Raw genomic sequence first — 17,466 nt, forward strand, 5'->3', positions numbered from 1 at the left:
AGTTGCCGTCCGGCGCAATGGACGAGAAGGTACCCCACTGGTATCCCAAAGAGATACCAGTAGTATCCCTAATAGGCCTGACCGGATACAGCCAGGCAATCAGAGTGGCGAGAAAAGGGAAGGCAGAGGGAAAGCGGAGGAAAAACGGAAAGGAAGGTGCGGGGGGAGAAAACCGCAAGCAGCGGGCCCCGCAAACCTCGCCACTACCCACGGGTCTGACGGCGCAGCGAACCAAGAAACTCGTAGTCCGGCGGCGCGGGCCTGGTGGCTGCGAGCAACCTCGATGCGCCCGAGGGAATCTGAAGGAGTCGCCGAAGGCGAGGACGAAGATGACGAAGGGGCAGTCCGGAGCGAACGCTCCGGACCGCAATCGTGGGCGCAAGCAGCCACCAGGCCCGCGCCGCCGGGCGACCTACGAAGACCGCCGAAGCACCAGCAAGAACAACCTCAAGGAGCCGAAACCCGCTCCACCTCCCAAGCCCGCGGCTTCTTGACCGCCCAAGGCTGATACCCCCTGATATCCGCCCGATAAGCCCCAATATCCAACCCGTTATACAAAGGAATACTAGGCACATCCGCCAGGAACAGCCTATGCAGCTGATCAAACGAAGCCTGCCGCTTCGCATGATCCGTATCCGACGACGCCGCCTCGATCAGCTTCAGCGCCTGCGGATTGTCCCAGACCTTGCGCGGCTGCTTCGCCTTGTCCCCCGTCACCATCTCGTAGTTCAGCGCCGCATCCAGCCGCGCCGAATAGGGGAACGTCATCATCTGGTAAGTGCCCACGTTATAGCGGTCCAGCTGCGTCGCCCATTCCACCACCGACAACTGCGCCTTGATCCCCACCGCCTGCAGCATCGCCTGGATGATCACCGCCGAGTTGTACGACTGCGGATAGCGCTTGGTCGTCAGGATCGTCAGATCCTGCCCCTTGTAGCCCGCTTCGCCCAGCAGCTTCTGCGCCAGCGCCGGATCGTAGTTCCAGCCCTGCTTCTGCGCCGCGTCATAGTAGGGCGACACCAGCGGCACGATCGAATTGTTGGGTTGAGCCAGGCCTTCCGTCACCGCCGCCGCCAGTTGCTGGTAATCGATCGCGTGCGCCAGCGCCTGCCGCATTTTCGGATTGGCCAGCACCGGATCCTTGGTCTGCATCAGCAATGCCGTCATGCTCATCACCGGCGCATGCGCCACCTTGACGTTCGGCGTGCCTTGCAGCACCGGCACGTCGCTATTGGACACGTCCTCGATGATGTCGATGTTGCCGCGCTGCAGGGCCGCCTTGGCGGTGGAGTCGTCCGGCACGATCAGGAAGCGCACCTCGTCCACCAGCGGCCGTTTCGATCCCGTATAACCGTCGCGCTTGCCGTCCAGGTTCGAATAGCCCGCGAACTTCGTCAGCCGCACGTACTCGCCGCGCTTCCATTCCGCCAATTCGAACGGCCCGGTGCCGATGGGCTTGTCCCAGGAACCGTCCGCCCGCACCGAATCCTTGGACAGGATGCCAGTGCCGCCGCAGTCGGCGCGCGCCAGCGTCGCCAGGAACAGGCTGCTGGGCTTTTCGATGTGGTAGACCACGGTCTGCGCGTCCGGCGCTTCCACGCCCGTCACCTTGACCGTGCCGCGCCCGTCGAACTCGCTGGCGCAACGCCAGCCCGAATTGGCCGCGGTGTAATGCTGCCAGGTCCACAGCACGTCGGCCGACGTCATCGGCTTGCCGTTGTGGAACTTGATGCCTTCGCGCAGCTTGAAGGTATAGGTCTTGCCGTCCGGGCTGATGTCCACCGACTTGGCCAGCAGCGGCCGCACCTCGGCGTCCTCTCCGTAGGCCACCAGGCCCTCGACGATGTGCAGCACCACCGCGTCGCTGTTGCTGTCGCGGTTCACTCCGGGTTCGGTGGAGCGGATATCGGCCGTGAACGAAATGCGCAGCGGCGGGGCGGATTGCGCCCAGGCCGCGCCGGCCATGGAGCCCAGCGCCAGCGCAACCGCGGCGCTCAACAAATGGTTTTTCATCGATACGTTTTCCTGGGGTTGCGCGGGCGCGCCGCTTCAGGCGGCAGCCAGCAGTTCGGGTTCGGCGGTCAGGCTGTAGCGGGTGAAACTGCGGTTCAGCGCCGGCAGCGGCGCCACTTCCATCAGGCCGGCCTCGGGCTCCATGATCACCATCGCCACCGTGGCCGACAGATTGTCGTGGCTGCCGGGGCGCGGCGGACGGCACACGGAATAGGGCGCGCCGAAGTCGTCGAACAGCGCGCGCTTCAAGTCTTCGCGCGTCAGCTTGGATTCCTCGTTCAGCAGGCGGCGCACGCGCCAGTCGCGGTAAGCGCTTTCCGGCGTGCTGGCGCGGCCCGTGTCGCGCAGCTTGCTCAGGGCCACTTCGCTGACCCAGTGGTTGGCGTGGACGATGAGATCGTCGCTGCCCGGGTAGATGGGGAAGGCTTCATCGGTGGTGCATTCGTAGTCGACGCCGAAGCCCGCCGCCATGCCGATCATGATGTTGTTCGAGCAGGACTTGGGCGTGGTCGCCACCGCCTTGATCGCCAGCGCGAAGTGTTCCTGTTCCAGCACCTTGCGGCGGATCAACGAAAGCGGCACGCCCAGCTGGCGGAAGTCGCGGTCGGACTCCAGGTAGTTGGCGGTGATCGAGACGCCGGCGCTGTTCAGGCCGCTGCGCGCCAGTCCGCCCGCTTCGACGAAGGTCAGCATGTCGGGGCCGTTGTCGTTGCGCACGCGCAGCACGATGGCGGTCTCGGCGCATTCCGCGCGCCAGTCCCAGTTCTGGCCATGGATCAGGCGGCCGTTGGCCGAGCGGGTCGGCAGGATCAGCGCGCCGGTGCAGCCGTCGCCCGGCTCCAGCTCGGCGGCCTTCTTCTTCTCGGCGCGGGCCTTGGCGATGACTTCGGTGCGCGCGTTCACCATCACGATGTCTTCGAAAGGCACGTCGGCGCCCGCGGCGATGCCGCGCATTTCTTCCAGGTAGTGCGGCGCGAAGTTCTCGATCTCGCGGGCGAAGCCATTGATCAGCTGGGTGCGCGCCATGGCGTCATAGCCCAGGTCGACCAGGGTCTGGCCGTACATCTTGGCGCTCTTGCGCACGCGGTCGGCGGCTTGCTGGCCATACGAGCGGCCGCGGGCCTCGGGCGCGCCCGAAACCGATACGAAGGGAAATTGGGTGATCTGGGTCATGGACTTGGGCGGCGCGCCGCGCCGCAATCTGGGGGTGGGAATTGGATGGCGAAAAAATGTTAGCTTATTTTGGCGCCAATATTGCTCAGGGTTTACCAGTGCAAGCACGCCATGGGCGTCTTGCGTTCAGCGCGTATGGGGGGAGGCGGCCAGCTCGGAGCAGGTCTTGAAGCTGGCGCCCGCGGCGCGGAAGCGCTCCAGCAATTGCTCGACTTTCACCAATCTGGCCGCGCGGCCGACGCCGTTGTCGGCGCGCGGATGCAGGGTCAGGCAGGCATAACCATCGGTCGCCAGCAGCGCATCGCCTTGCTCCACCCAGTGCGCATAGGCACGGTCCTGCGTCACGCGGCGGCTGAAATGGGTGGCGTCGCACAGGCCTTCGCTCCAGGGCAGCTCCACCATGCCGGGGCCGCCGTCCGCGTCCAGCGCGTAGGGGGCGTCGTCGTCGATGGCGCTGCTGTCGTAGCGATAGCCGAGCTGGTGGAGCAGCGGCACGGTATTGGCGGTAAACGCGCTGGCATAGCGAAAGCCTTGCGGGGCGGAGCCGGTCAGTTCGGCCAGCCGGTCGCGGGCCCGTTCCAGCACTTCGCCTTCGCGCTCGCCCAGCGCGGGCAGGTCTTCGTAGGCATTGCCGTGCGAGGCGGCCTCGTGGCCGTCGCGCAGGCTCTGCTCCAGCAGGCCGCGGCAGCGTTCGGCTTCGAATACCGGCCAGAACAGCGTGGCGCGGATGTCCTGGCGGCGCAGCATGTCCAGCACGCGCGCCAGGCCGCCGCCGTAGGTGTAGCGGCCATGCGCGTCGCGCCCGTGCAGCGAGGTTTCGGGCTGGGTCGCGGCTTCGGGGCCGATGCCCTGCACATTGATGGTGACCAGTACGGTTTTGTCGGCGCTCATGCGCTTCTCCAGGCGTCGGGGCGGGCCAGGCAGTGCCGCGCCAGCGCTTCCAGCGTCATGACGTGCACATCGGGTTGTGCGGCCAGATAGGCCAGGAAGCGGTCCAGCGCCGCGGCGCGGGCCGGCGTGCCGGAGCCGCCGGCGGCCTTGGGGTGTACGGTCAGGTGCACATAGCCTTCGGCTGCGCGCAGCGCCTCGAATTCCTGCACCCAGTTGTCATAGGCTTCCGCGGCGAGGCTGTGGCCCGAGAAGTAGAACGGATAGTCGTCCAGCGAGACCGTGTTGTTCGGCAGCATGATGAAGTCCGTCGTGTCCGCCGGCAGGTAGGGACGGTCCTGGTCCTTTTCGCTGGCGTCGTAGCAGTAACCCAGCCGCCGCAGCGCGGGCAGGGTGCGATGGCTCTTGCGGCCCGAGGGCGAGCACCAGCCCGCGGGCGTTACGCCCAGCTCGCGCTGGATGATGCGGTGGGTCTTTTCCAGCAGCGCGGGCTCGTCATCGCCCAGGTCCCAGGCTTCGTGCAGATAGCCGTGGGCGGCGATCTCGTGGCCCGCGTCCAGGATGTCGTGGAAGGTCGCCGGATAGTGCTCGACGTCATAGCCGCAGGCAAAGAACGTGGCCGGCATGCCGTGGCGCGCCAGGATCTCCAGATGCCGCGCCGCGCCGCGGCGGATGGCATAGCGGCCCGCGGTGTGGGGACCGGCCGGGAACTGCTTGCGGCCGACCTCGACGGCGGGGCCGTCGACGTGGACGGTGACGCAGACCACCGCGCGCACCGGCGCGGCGCCCGCGGCGCGCAGGCCCTGCGCGCGCAGCTCGCGGTCCAGCGCCAGCCAGGGATTGGAGTGGGCGTCCACGGGGACGCCATAGGGTATGCGTTGCATCAGGTGGCCTTGATGTTGGCGCTCTTGATCAGCGTGCGCCACTTTTCGCTTTCGGTGGCGACGAAACGGCTCAGTTCTTGCGGGGTGCTGCCGTGCAGCTCCAGCCCGTTCTGCGTCAATTGCTCCAGGGCGGGCTGCTTGAGCGCGCTTTGCACGGCGCCATTGAGCGTCTGGATGATGGCGGCGGACGTGCCCGCGGGCGCGAACACGCCGTTCCAGCCTATGGCCTGATAGCCGGGAAAGCCCGATTCCGCCACGGTCGGCACGTCGGGCAGCGCCTGCGCGCGCTGCGCCGAGGTCACGGCCAGCGGGCGCGACTTGCCGCTGCGGATGAACTGCTGCTGGTTGATCACCACATCCATCAGGATCGGGAACTGTCCGCCCAGGAAGTCGTTGACCGCGGCTGCCGCGCCCTTGTACGGCACGCCGGGCAGGTCCAGGCCGGCCGTGGCCTTGAGCAGTTCCATGGCCAGGTGCGCAGAGCTGCCGTTCTGCGTGATGCCATAGAAGTACTTGCCCGGATTGGCCTTGATGATGGCGACCAGCTCCTGCAGCGTGCGCGCCGGAAACGACGGATGCACCACCAGCACGTTGTTGTAGTAGCAGACCATGGACACCGGTTCGAAGTCCTTGACCGGGTCATAGCCGATGTTCTCGTACAGGCTCTGGTTCACCGTGTGCGTACCGGTGGAGCCCAGCGCGATGGTGTAGCCGTCCGGCGCCGAACGCGCGACCTGCTGGGTACCGATGTTGCCTGCGGCGCCACCCTTGTTGATGACGACCACGCTTTGTTTGAGCGCTTCGCCGATGCCCTGGGCGAGCGGACGCGCCACCAGGTCGGTGCCGCCGCCAGCGGGGAAGGGCACGATGAACTGGATGGCGCGTTCGGCCGGATAGCCGGCCGCCCAGGCGCGGCCGGGCCGCGCCAGCGCCGCGCTGGCCAAGGTGGCGGCCGAAGCCCCCAGGAAATGCCGGCGGCTGATGCCGCCCTTGGTGCCGCAAGACTGCTTCATGGATTTTCCCCTGATGTTTTCCGCAGGTGCAGTGGCGTGTTGGACGTCAATCTGCCCATTGCTTGAATATCATTATTCGATAAAAAATTATCTAATCCAATTAGTTTTTATCTATAAATGATAAAAAATAGAAAAACGATAGTTTGCGCCTGGAGGGAAATCAGGGTCTGGTAGTCAGCGCCTATGGCCCAGGCGCGCCGCGGGCATCCCTGTGATACGCTGCGCCCGATCCCGCGTTGTTCCCCGTCCCACGACCGCCATGTCCACCCTGAAGCGAGCCCTAGCGATACTTGACCTCTTCAGCCTGGAAACCCCGGTGCTGTCGGCGGAAGAGATCATTTCGCGCCTGTCGTATTCGGCGCCCACGGGCTACCGCTACATCCGCGACCTGACGGACCTGGGCTATCTGCTGCGCGTGACCGGCGAAGGCTACAAGCTGGGGCCGCGCATTATCGAACTGGACCACCTCATCATCGACGGCGATCCGGTGCTGGGCGTGGCGCGTCCGATCATGCGCGAGGTGGTGGATCAGGTGGGCGGCGACGTATTGCTCAGCGTGATCCACGGCCTGCGCATCCTGAACATCCACCACGAGCGCGGACCCGACGAACTGGGTATTCCGCACGGCCGCGGCCGCGCCCATCCGCTGTTCCGCGGCGCCACGGCCAAGACCATCGTGGCTTTCCTGCCGCGCAAGGATCAGCGCCGCCTGTACGAGGCCCATGCGGACGAGATCCGCGACCTGGGCCTGGGGGCGACTCAGGCCGAATTCACCGGCAAGCTGGACCGGATCCGGGTGCAGGGTTTTTATCTGGGAGTGGGCGAGATCTCGCCAGAACGGGCGGGCATCGCGGTGCCGGTGTTCCAGGAAGACCGGCGCGTGTTCGGCGCGCTGACCGTCACCTTTCTTGCGGCTCGGCTCAACACTATCGCGCAGGACAAGACCACGGCCTTGCTGCAGTCGGCCGCCCGCCGCATCGAATCGCTGGCGCTGGCCACGCGCATGAAGGAACAAGCCCCCGCGCCGTGAGCGCGAGGGTTTGCTTGCCGATCCGCCGCGGCCATGGCCGCGTGTCGCCGGATGTGGCCGGATGCGCCTATTGCTGCGAGGCGCGGGCCGGCGACCCCATGGCCTGGAACAGCGCCGCCGTTTCGGTCAGGCGCGCATTGGCGTATTCGATCTCGCGCAGGCGGGCCGCCACGTAGTGCTGCTCGGCGGCGTACTCGGTATATGGCGCCAGCGCGCCCAGCCGCACGCGGCTGGCGGTGTTGCGGTAGGACTGCTCCGCGGCGCGGCGCGACGCTTCGGCGGAGGCCAGCGCCTGCCCGTCGGCGTCCAGCCGCGACAGCGTGTCGGCCACGTCGCGGAAGGCGGTCAGCACGGTCTGCTTGTATTGCAGCAACGCGGCTTCGTAGCGTTCCTTGGCCGCGCTGCGCTCGGCCAGTAGCGCCCCGCCATGGAAGATAGGCTGCGTGAGCGAAGCGCCGATGGCCCAGACGGCGCCGGCGCCCGACATCGCAGCGGACCAATTGAAGCCGCTCTTGCCCATGGACGCGGACAAGGACAGGCTGGGGAACAGCTGCGCGGTGGCCAAGCCCACGTCGGCCGCCGCGGCCTGCACCACCGCATCGGCGAACATGATGTCCGGGCGCGCGGCCAGCAGTTCGGACGGCACCACCACCGGCACTTGTTGCGGCACGGCCAGCATGCTGAAGGCGAGATCGGGCGGAGCCTGGTCCGGATTGCGGCCCAGCAGCACCGCCAGCGCATGGCGCGTCGCATGCCAGCGCGCGCGCAGGCCGGGTAGCGACGCTTCCAGCGTGGCGGCGTCCTGGTCCGCGTCCAGCGCGTCGTTCTGCGAGGCCGAGCCCAGCTCGTAGCGGCGCTGCGTGTCGCGCGCGACCTGCCGCGCCAGCACCACCTGCTTCTCCGTCAACGCCACGCGTTCGGCCAGCGCCGCAGCAGTGATGGCGCCTGTGACGATGTTGCTGGCGAGCGAACGGCGGGCCGACTCCAGCTGAAAGGCCTGCTGCTCGACCTGGGCCGCGAGCGAGGCGTTGGCAAAACGCGCCGCGCCGAACAGGTCCAGGTCGTACTTGGCGTGGACCTGGCCGGTGAAGACGTTGTATTGCGCCGTCGGTTCGGGCAGGTTCGGCATGGTCAGCGCGCGCCGGCGGGAGGCATCGGCGCCCGCGTCGACCGAAGGCAGTAACGATGAATTCACCTGGCCGCGCAGCTGTTCGCGCGCGCCGGCCAGGTTGCGTTCGGCGGCGGCAAGGTCCGGGCTGTTGGCGAGACCTTCGGCCACCAGCGCGTTCAGCGCCTCTGATTCATAGCGCTTCCACCATTCGGGCACGGGCCGCGCGCCTTGCTCGAAGCGCTGCGCAACGCCCTGGGCGGCGGCGCTCGCGGGGGGCGTGGCTTCGACGCCGTACTGCGCCGGTTGCGCGACCGCGGGCGGCTTGCTGCTGGGCGCGAAGGCGCAGGCGCCCAGCGCCAGCATCAAGGGCAGGGCGGCCACGCGCAAGGATAGCTGGGTCATCGTCATGCTCCCCGTTCCACCGTGTCGCCGGCGTTGGCGCCCGGCGGCACGCCTTCGGGTTCGTCGCGCTCGTCGTGGCGGACGCGGAACCACGCGGCATACAGGGCCGGCAGGAAGAACAGCGTCAGCACGGTGGCGATGGTGATGCCGCCCATCAGGGCGGTGGCCATGGGGCCGAAGAAGTTGCTGCGCAACAGCGGAATCAGCGCCAGCACGGCGGCCGCGGCCGTCAGCGTGATCGGGCGGAAACGCCGCACCGTGGCGCCGACGATGGCGTCCACTCGCTTGTGGCCGGCGCCGATGTCCTGTTCGATCTGATCCACCAGGATGACCGAATTGCGCATGATGATGCCGAACATGGCGATCACGCCCAGCATGGCCACGAAGCCGAAGGGCTTGCCGAACAGCAGCAACGCCGCGACCACGCCTATCAGCCCCAGCGGCGCGGTCAGCACCACCATCAGCACGCGGGCGAAGCTTTGCAGCTGCAGCATCAGCAGGGTCAGCACGGCCACCGCCATCAGCGGCATCTGGGCATTGATCGAGGACTGGCCTTTTGCGCTTTCCTCCACCGGGCCGCCCACCTCGATGCGGTAGCCGACGGGCAACCCGGCGCGCAGGGTGTTGAGCTTGGCATCGATGGCGCGGGTGACGTCTATGCCTTGCGCGCCCGCCGCGACGTCCGCCTGCACCGTGATGGTGGGCTGGCGGTCGCGTTCCCAGATGACGCCATACTCCAGGTCATAGCGCACGTGGCCCAGGCTGCCCAGCGGCACCGCGCCGTTGGGCGTGGGCATGGCCAGGGTGGCCAGGCGCGCGGGATCGATCCGCTCCTCTTGCGGCGCGCGCAGGCTCACGGTGATCAGCTTGTCGCGTTCGCGGTATTGCGTGACCGCGTAGCCCGACAGGGTCATGGCCAGGAAGTCCGAGATATCGCTGGAACTGACGCCCAGCTCGCGCGCCTTTTGCTGGTCGATCTCGAAGCGCACCGAACGTTCGGACGGTTCGTCCCAGTCGAACTGCACATTGGTCGAGCGCGGATCGGCGCGGACCTCGGCGGCCACTTGCTCGGCCACGGCGCGCACGTCGGCGATCCTGTCGCCGCTCACGCGGAACTGCACCTGGAAGCCCACGGGCGGGCCGTTCTCCAGGCGCGACAGGCGGCTGCGTATGGCCGGGAACTGCTCGCGCAGCACCGGCTGCAACCATTGCGCGAGCTTCTCGCGGTCCTCCACCGAATGCGTGGTGATGACCAGCTGGGCAAAGTTCGGGGTGGCGAGCTGCTGGTCCAGCGGCAGGTAGAAGCGCGGTGCGCCGGTGCCAACGAAGCTGACCGAGTGATCGATTTCCGGACGGCCCTCCAGCGCCTTTTCCAGCCGCTCGACCTGGCGCAGCGTAGCCGCGAACGAGGCGCCTTCCTGCAGGCGCACGTCCACCAGCAGTTCGCTGCGGTCGGAACTGGGGAAGAACTGTTGTGGCACGAAGCGGAAGCAGGCCATGGACACGACGAAGATCAGCGCCGTGGCGCCCAGCACCAGGTAGCGGCGGTCCACGCACCAGCCCACCCAGCCGCGCAGGCGCTGATAAAAGCGGGTGTTGTAGATGTCGTGTTCGTGGTCGTCGGGCAGATGGGCTTCGCGCTTGCGTTCCGGCAGCATGCGGTAGCCCAGCAAAGGGATCAGCACCACGGCGGCGAACCACGAGGTGATCAGCGCGATGGCGGACACCTGGAAGATGGAACGGGTGTATTCGCCCGTGCTGGACTTGGCCAGCGCGATCGGCAGGAAGCCCGCCACCGTGACCAGCGTGCCGGTCAGCATGGGAAAGGCAGTGCTGGTGTAGGCGAATGCAGCGGCGCGCGCGCGGCTCCAGCCCTGTTCAAGCTTTACCGCCATCATCTCGACCGCGATGATGGCGTCGTCCACCAGCAGGCCCAGCGCCAGCACCAGCGTGCCCAGCGATACCTTGTGCAGGCCGATGCCGAACATGTCCATGAACAGCGCCGTGACCGCCAGCACCACCGGGATCGAGATGACCACCACCATGCCGGTGCGCAGGCCCAGGGATACCAGGCTCACCGCCAGCACGATGGCCACGGCTTCGGCCACGGAGCGCAGGAAGTCGTCGACCGAATGCGATACCGCCTTGGGCATGCTGGAGACTTCCTTCAGCGTCAGCCCGGCGGGCAACTGGGCCTGGAGTTCTTCGAACTTGGCGCTCAAAGCCTTGCCCAGATGGACCACGTCGCGCCCCGGCTGCATGGTGATGCCTATGCCCAGTACGGCGTTGCCGCCCAGCCGCATCTGCTCGATGGCCGGATCCTGGTAGCCGCGGCGGATGGTGGCGATGTCGCCCAGCCGGATCGATTTGCCGTTGACCCGGATCAGCGTGTCGGCCAGGACGCGGCTGTTGGCGTACTGGCCGCTGGGCCGCACGAAGATGCGGTCGTCGGCGGTGGTCAGCGTGCCCGCGCTCGTCACGGCGTTCTGGCTGTTGATGGCCTGGGCGATCTGCTGCGGCGACACGCCCAGCCGCGTGAGCTGGGTGTTGGAGATCTCGACGTAGATGTGCTCAGGCTGATCGCCGAAGTAGTCCACCTTGGCCACGCCCGGCACGCGCAGCAGCACGGTGCGCAGCCGGTCGGCGTAGTCATGCAGCTGCGCGGGCGAAAAGCCGTCGCCCTGCAGCGTGTAGATGTTGGTATAGACGTCGCCGAATTCGTCGTTGAAGAAGGGGCCTTGCAGGCCCGGTGGCAGCGTGGCTGCAATGTCGCCGACCTTCTTGCGCACCTGGTACCACTGTTCGGCCACGGTGCTGGCGGGCGCGGAGTCCTTCATGGTGTAGAAGATCAGCGATTCGCCCGGCCGCGAGTAGCTGCGCATGAAGTCCGTGTTGGGGGCTTCCTGCAGCTTCTTGGCGATGCGGTCGGTGACCTGCTCCTGCACCTGCTGCGCAGTGGCGCCGGGCCATAGCGTCTTGATGACCATGACGCGGAAGGTGAAAGGCGGATCTTCCGATTGCGCCAGCTTCGAGTACGACAGGACGCCGAAGAGTGTGATCAGCGTGATGATGAAGATGACCAGCGGCTGGTGCCGCAGCGCCCATGCCGACAGGTTGAACCGGCCTTCCTCGTGGCGAGGCGCCTGCACGGAAGCGTCATGCTGCGGGCCGCTCATGAGGCGAAATCCTCGGGATGCAGCGGCGGAACGGCGCGGACTTTCTCACCGGCGGCCACCGCGTGCACGCCTTGCCAGACCACGCGTTCGCCCGCCTGCAAGCCCTTGGACAGGGTGACGGTGCGGGCGTCGTAGCGCAGCACCTCGACGCGGCGCAGCTCCAGCGTGTCGGCGTCCGGCTTGACGATCCACACGGCGGGCGCGGGGCCGTCATGGAACAGCGCGGTGGCCGGCACGGTGTAGGTCGTCAGGTTTTCGCCGGAGCGGTTGTCGAAGCTGATATTGGCCGTCATGCCCAGGCGCACGTCCGGGGTCGGGGATTCCAGCGTGAGCTTGGCGCGATAGGTGCGGCTTTGCGGATCCGCGGCCGGCGCGATCTCGCGCAGCACCGCCGAGAACGTCTGGCCGGGCAGGGGGCCGAGCGTGACGCTGGCGCGCTGGCCGATGGCCAGGCCCGCCAGCACGCTTTCCGGCACGTCGCAGATGGCGTCGATGTCGCCGGACCAGGCCAGGCTGTAGACCGGTTCGCCGGCGGCCACGTTCTGTCCGGTGTCCGCCTGCTCCGCGGTGATGACGCCAGCATGGTCGGCCTGCAACGTGGTGTATTTGAGCTGGTCGGCCGCCAACGCTGCCTGCTGTTGAGCTTGGTCGCGTTGCGCCAATGCCGCGGCGTAGGCGTTGCGGGTTTGTTCCAGCTGGGTCGCGGCGATCAGGTTTTCGCGGGCTTGGGCGCGGTCGCGGTCCAGCTGCTGGCGCGCGTAGTCCAGCTGGTGCTGCGCCGCCGACAGCTGCGCGCGGGCGCTGGCCGCGTTCTTGGCGGCGTCGGCCGGATCCAGTTTGGCGACGATCTGTCCGGGGGTGACGGCATCGCCCAGCCGGACCTGGCGCTCGATGATCTTGCCATTGACCCGGAACGACAGCGGGGTGCTGTAGCGCGCCTGCACTTCGCCAGGCAGCGTCCAGGCCGGCAGGCGTTCATCGGCCTGGGCGGGCATGGCGACCACAGGGCGCGGCGCGGGCGGCGGCGCTTCATTGCGGCCGCAGGCAGCGAGCAGCAGAGCGAGTGACGCGGCGGCAGGCAGCGACCACAGGCGCGGCCAATGGCGTGAGCGGTTGGAGGGTGAAAGCGGCGCCGCAGAGGCGGCCGCGGCGGCGCGCGCGGCAAAGCGCGCGGCAGGGCCAGGGCAAGTCACGGAACACCTCGCGGCGCGGAGATTCGGGAATAAGGGCCGGTTTCGACCCGATACGGCCTGGATTCTAATACATGTATGAATTCGAATTCAATATTGAATCTGAAATGCTCCCCAGTGCTAAACTCCCGCCATGTCAAAAGTCCGCCTTACGCGAGAGCAAAGCCGTGACCAGACGCGCCAGCGTCTGCTCGACGCTGCGCAATCGATCTTTCTTGCCAAGGGATTCGTGGCTGCCAGCGTGGAGGACATCGCCGAGCAGGCGGGGTACACGCGCGGGGCCTTTTATTCCAACTTCACCAGCAAGTCCGAACTGTTCCTGCAACTGCTCAGGCGCGATCACGAGAGCGTGATGAGCGACATGCGCGCCATCTTCGAGGACGGCGAATCGCGTCCGCAGATGGAAGCCCGCGTGCTGGAGTACTACTCCACGCATTACCGCGAGAACGACTGTTTCCTGCTGTGGATGGAAGGCAAGTTGCAGGCGGCGCGCGATCCGGATTTCCGGGCTGGCTTCGTGGCTTGCATGCGGGAATTGCGCGAAGCCACCACGGAATACATCCGCCAGTTTTCCGCGCGGGTCGGCACGCCGCTACGCATGCCGCCGGAACAGATGGCACTGGGCCTGCTGGCCCTGTCGGACGGCATGCAGTTCAGCTATGCCTTCGACCCGCAGGCCGTCACGCCGGAAATGACCGAGGCCGTGCTGGCCGGTTTCTTCCGCAGCGTGGTCTTCGGCGAACCGAAGACCGACTAAGGCGGCCGGTTCCCGGCCTCAGGCCAGCAATTCCGAGATTTCGATGAGATTCAGGTCCGGGTCGCGCAGGTAGACCGAGCGGATCTTGCCGGTGGCGCCAGTGCGCGGCACCGGGCCTTCGATGATCCGGGCGCCTTCGCGGTTCAGATGCGCGATCACGTCTTCCAGCGGGCGATCGGCGATGAAGCACAGGTCCAGCGCGCCCGGCACGGGCAGGTGGGCCTTGGGTTCGAACTCATGGCCGCGCACGTGCAGGTTGATCTTCTGGTTGCCGAAGCGCAGCGCCTGGCGGCCTTCGCCAAAGGTTTCCAGGCGCATGCCCAGGATCCGGGTATAGAAGTCCACCGTGGCGTCGGGGTCGGTACAGGTCAGGACCAGATGGTCCAGGTGATCGATCATGGGATATCTCTCCTCTGGCCGGCCCGGCTTGCGGTTTCAGATTGTCAGACGGCCTTAGGCCGTGATAGTAATACTTGCGGCGCGCGGCCGGACTGAGGGGGGACGCGTGCTGGGAATTTCCAACCCTCGGGCGAAAGGAGCGGCAGCATGACTTCAGAAACCCGACCATCCACCATCAATCGCCCAGTGTTCTTTCCGGCGGCCGTGTTCACGCTGCTGCTGGTGGGGTTCGCGATCCTGGCGCCCAAGGTCGCGCAAAGCCTGTTCGAGTCCGTGCAGGGCTGGATATTGGGCAACGCCAGCTGGTTCTATATCCTGGTCGTGGCCATCATCCTGATCGCGGTGGTATTCCTGGCGGTCAGCCGGTATGGCGACATCAAGCTGGGACCCGACCACAGCGAACCCGATTACCGCAACTTCACCTGGTTCGCGATGCTGTTCTCCGCGGGCATGGGGATCGGCCTGATGTTCTTCGGCGTGGCCGAGCCCGTGATGCACTTCATCGCGCCGCCCGTGGGCGAGGGGGGCACCGCCCTTGCGGCCCGTGAAGCCATGAAGATCACCTTCTTCCACTGGGGCCTGCATGCCTGGGCCATCTACGCGGTGGTGGCGCTGATCCTGGCATTCTTCAGCTATCGGCACGGGCTGCCGCTGACCCTGCGTTCGGCGCTGTATCCGCTGATCGGCAACCGCATCCACGGGCCCATCGGGCATGCCGTCGACATCTTCGCCATCATCGGCACGGTGCTGGGCGTGGCGACTTCGCTGGGCCTGGGCGTGGCGCAGATCAACAGCGGCCTGAACCATCTGTTCGGCATTCCGGTGGGCGTCACCACGCAGATCATCCTGGTCATCGTCACCTGCGGCCTGGCGACCTTGTCGGTGGCCAGCGGTCTGGACAAGGGGATCCGCATCCTGTCCGAGACCAATCTGGTGCTGGCGGCGGTGCTGCTGCTGTTCGTGCTGGTGGTCGGCCCGACGGTGTTCCTGTTTCAGACCTTTGTTCAGAACACCGGCGCCTACCTGTCTGACATCGTCAACAAGACCTTCAACCTGTATGCCTACGAACCCACCGACTGGATCGGCGGCTGGACGCTGTTCTACTGGGGCTGGTGGATTGCGTGGTCGCCCTTTGTGGGCCTGTTCATCGCGCGCATCTCGCGCGGCCGCACCATCCGCGAATTCGTCACCGGCGTGCTGCTGGTACCGGCCGGCTTCACGCTGTTCTGGATGACGGTGTTCGGCGATACCGCCATCCACATGATCCTGGTCGACAAGGTGCAGGGCCTGGCGGAAGTGGTGCAGGCCGATTCTTCCTTGGCGCTGTTCGCCTTCCTGGAACAATTGCCCTGGAGCGGGGTGCTGTCCGTCGTCGCGATCGCGATGGTGGCGGTGTTCTTCGTGACCTCGGCCGACTCGGGCGCGCTGGTGGTCGACCTGCTGGCCTCCGGCGGTTCGGACCGCACGCCCGTGTGGCAACGCATCTTCTGGTCGGTGCTGATGGGGGCGGTGGCGATCGCGCTGCTGCTGGCCGATGGCCTCACGGCCCTGCAAACCGCGACCATCGCCAGCGCGCTGCCTTTCTCCATCATTCTGCTGCTGTCGCTGTGGGGCCTGTTCAAGGCGCTCAAGCTGGACGCGACCAAGCGCGGCATCCGCTACCAGTCGCTGACCTTGTCACGCCCCGCGCGCGGCGGACAGTCATGGGAGCGGCGCCTGCGCAACATGGTCATGATGCCGCGCCGCGCCCATGTGCAGCGCTTCATCAGCGACGTGGTGCGGCCCGCCATGGAAGACGTGGCGGACGAACTGCGCAAGCAGGGCTACCAGGTGGAAGTGCGCGAGCACGGCAACGACGAGGGCGTGATCATGGAAGTCTCCCATGGCGAGCACCTGGACTTTTCCTACGCGGTGCAGCCCGAGGCTTTCGTGCGTCCCAGCCTCACGCCCGAGGAAGCGGCCGACGAGGACGAGCGCAAGTACTTCCGCGCCGAGGTCCACCTGCGCGAAGGCGGGCAGGATTACGACATCATGGGCTGGAGCCGCGACGCCGTCATCGGCGACATCCTGGACCAGTACGAACGGCATCGCCACTATCTGCACATGGTGCGGACCTAGCCGCGTCGCGCTCCACGAAACCGCCAGCCTGCTGGCGGTTTTTTTTTGCCCACACGGCCCGCAGGGGCTTGCGCGCCATAGTCCGCCGCTATGCAGGGGATTGGATTAACCCTTTTGACGAAATGCCCGATATCGTGGATTATCCAAGAACATTCTTTGATAAATAGCGAGTCAATCATGAAGGCGAAATCAGGAGCGTGGGCGGCCGGGGTCGTGGCGCTGGCGCTGGCGGGCGGCGGACTGTACTGGAAGTACGGCGGCGCGCAGCAAAAGGGCGGCTGGGCCATGGCGCCGGCCAAGGTCGCGGTGGCCGCCGCGCGGCAGGCGGACTTCCCTGTCACGCTGAGCGGCATCGGCTCGCTGGAGGCGGCGCGCCAGGTGCAGGTGGCGGCCGAAGTGGACGGCCGGGTCGACCGTATCCTGTTCGCCTCGGGCGCGCAGGTCCAGGCCGGCCAGTTGCTGGTGCAATTGAACGACGCGCCCGAGCAGGGCGAACTGGCCCGGCTGCAGGCCCAGGCGCGCAATGCGCGCGCCTTGCTGGACCGCACCCGCCGCCTGCTGCCGCAACAGGCCGCCACGCGCGAACAACTGGACCAGGCGCAGGCCGACTACGACCAGGCCGCGGGCGACATCAAGCGGGTGCAGGCGCTGATCGAGCAAAAGCGCGTCAAGGCGCCGTTTGACGGCGTGCTGGGCGTGCGTCGCGTGAACCTGGGGCAATTCGCCCGCGCCGGCGATCCGCTGGTATCGCTGACCGACGCTTCCGCCATGTACGCCAACATCACCCTGCCCGAGCAGGCCATGGGCGCGTTGCGCGCGGGCCAGCCGGTGGCGGTGACCGTGGACGCCCATGCGGGACGCGTCTTCGAAGGCCAGATCACCACCGTGGAGCCGCAAGTGGACGCAGGGTCGCGCACCGTGCGCGTGCAGGCGACCCTGCCTAACGCCGACGGCGCGCTCGCGGCCGGCATGTATGCCCAGGGCCAGATCGGCCTGCCCGCGCGTCCCGGCGTGATCACCGTGCCGGAAACCGCGGTCAGTTACAGCGCCTATGGCGATTCCGTCTACGTGCTGAACCCGCCCAAGGCGGGCGAGGCGTCCGCCGGCCCGACGGTCCGCCAGGCCTATGTGAAGACGGCCGAGCGCGTGCGCGGCCGCGTGGTCGTGACCGAAGGCTTGCAGGCGGGCGACCAGGTCGTGACCTCAGGCCAGCTGCGCCTGCACAACGGCGCGGCGGTCGAGGTTGGCGCCGAGGACACCGTGGCGTTGGACGCCGCGCAGCAGACCGTGGCGCAAGTCCGGTAAGGGCGCG

At 67.0% G+C, this 17,466-nt stretch carries 13 protein-coding genes; 4 read left to right on the plus strand and 9 right to left on the minus strand.

All coding sequences use genetic code 11. The annotated features are described in order from the left end of the window. Positions 1-447: 447 nt before the first annotated feature. The 5 genes from IB258_RS10910 to IB258_RS10930 form a co-directional block, all read right to left on the minus strand. Positions 448-2,013, minus strand: coding sequence for an ABC transporter substrate-binding protein (locus tag IB258_RS10910; protein WP_192352575.1), 1,566 nt, complete (start codon positions 2,011-2,013; stop codon positions 448-450). Positions 2,014-2,049: 36 nt separating this feature from the next. Beyond that, positions 2,050-3,186 (minus strand): C45 family peptidase, encoded by a 1,137-nt coding sequence (locus IB258_RS10915; protein ID WP_054451307.1) that lies wholly within the window; start codon positions 3,184-3,186, stop codon positions 2,050-2,052. Between the two features lie 126 nt (positions 3,187-3,312). Then, a complete protein-coding gene (locus IB258_RS10920) occupies positions 3,313-4,077 on the minus strand; it encodes a polysaccharide deacetylase family protein (RefSeq protein ID WP_125473042.1) in 765 nt (254 codons plus the stop codon). Beyond that, the gene (locus tag IB258_RS10925; RefSeq protein ID WP_192352576.1) at positions 4,074-4,958 is read right to left on the minus strand and encodes a polysaccharide deacetylase family protein; all 885 of its coding nucleotides are present in this window, start codon (positions 4,956-4,958) and stop codon (positions 4,074-4,076) included. The genes IB258_RS10920 and IB258_RS10925 overlap by 4 nt, the downstream gene beginning before the upstream one ends. Beyond that, positions 4,958-5,971 (minus strand): tripartite tricarboxylate transporter substrate binding protein, encoded by a 1,014-nt coding sequence (locus IB258_RS10930; RefSeq protein ID WP_192352577.1) that lies wholly within the window; start codon positions 5,969-5,971, stop codon positions 4,958-4,960. The genes IB258_RS10925 and IB258_RS10930 overlap by 1 nt, the downstream gene beginning before the upstream one ends. Positions 5,972-6,230: 259 nt before the next feature. Here IB258_RS10930 and IB258_RS10935 point away from each other — a divergent pair, with 259 nt between their 5' ends. Beyond that, entirely contained in the window at positions 6,231-7,001 is a 771-nt protein-coding gene (locus IB258_RS10935) for an IclR family transcriptional regulator (protein ID WP_082400661.1), read from the plus strand. 67 nt (positions 7,002-7,068) lie between these two features. Here IB258_RS10935 and IB258_RS10940 read toward each other — a convergent pair whose 3' ends face one another. From IB258_RS10940 to IB258_RS10950, 3 genes are read right to left on the minus strand one after another with little or no spacing between them, the layout of a single operon-like run. Continuing rightward, complete coding sequence (locus tag IB258_RS10940; RefSeq protein ID WP_192352578.1) at positions 7,069-8,514, minus strand: efflux transporter outer membrane subunit; 1,446 nt, start codon at positions 8,512-8,514, stop codon at positions 7,069-7,071. Positions 8,515-8,516: 2 nt separating this feature from the next. Beyond that, the gene (locus tag IB258_RS10945) at positions 8,517-11,690 is read right to left on the minus strand and encodes an efflux RND transporter permease subunit (protein ID WP_192352579.1); all 3,174 of its coding nucleotides are present in this window, start codon (positions 11,688-11,690) and stop codon (positions 8,517-8,519) included. Next, on the minus strand, positions 11,687-12,781 hold the full coding sequence (locus IB258_RS10950) for an efflux RND transporter periplasmic adaptor subunit (RefSeq protein WP_082400744.1): 1,095 nt from the start codon (positions 12,779-12,781) through the stop codon (positions 11,687-11,689). Before IB258_RS10950 ends, IB258_RS10945 begins: the two co-directional genes overlap by 4 nt. 232 nt (positions 12,782-13,013) lie before the next feature. Here IB258_RS10950 and IB258_RS10955 point away from each other — a divergent pair, with 232 nt between their 5' ends. After that, the gene (locus tag IB258_RS10955; RefSeq protein WP_119449046.1) at positions 13,014-13,637 is read left to right on the plus strand and encodes a TetR/AcrR family transcriptional regulator; all 624 of its coding nucleotides are present in this window, start codon (positions 13,014-13,016) and stop codon (positions 13,635-13,637) included. Positions 13,638-13,655: 18 nt separating this feature from the next. Here IB258_RS10955 and IB258_RS10960 read toward each other — a convergent pair whose 3' ends face one another. Continuing rightward, entirely contained in the window at positions 13,656-14,036 is a 381-nt protein-coding gene (locus tag IB258_RS10960) for a VOC family protein (RefSeq protein ID WP_054450441.1), read from the minus strand. Positions 14,037-14,183: 147 nt separating this feature from the next. Here IB258_RS10960 and IB258_RS10965 point away from each other — a divergent pair, with 147 nt between their 5' ends. Continuing rightward, complete coding sequence (locus IB258_RS10965; protein WP_054450443.1) at positions 14,184-16,154, plus strand: choline BCCT transporter BetT; 1,971 nt, start codon at positions 14,184-14,186, stop codon at positions 16,152-16,154. A gap of 177 nt (positions 16,155-16,331) precedes the next feature. Further along, a complete protein-coding gene (locus IB258_RS10970; RefSeq protein ID WP_192352580.1) occupies positions 16,332-17,459 on the plus strand; it encodes an efflux RND transporter periplasmic adaptor subunit in 1,128 nt (375 codons plus the stop codon). The last annotated feature ends 7 nt before the right edge of the window (positions 17,460-17,466 follow it).

The organism is Achromobacter sp. ACM02, assembly GCF_014851605.1.
Taxonomy (GTDB): domain Bacteria; phylum Pseudomonadota; class Gammaproteobacteria; order Burkholderiales; family Burkholderiaceae_B; genus Achromobacter; species Achromobacter aegrifaciens.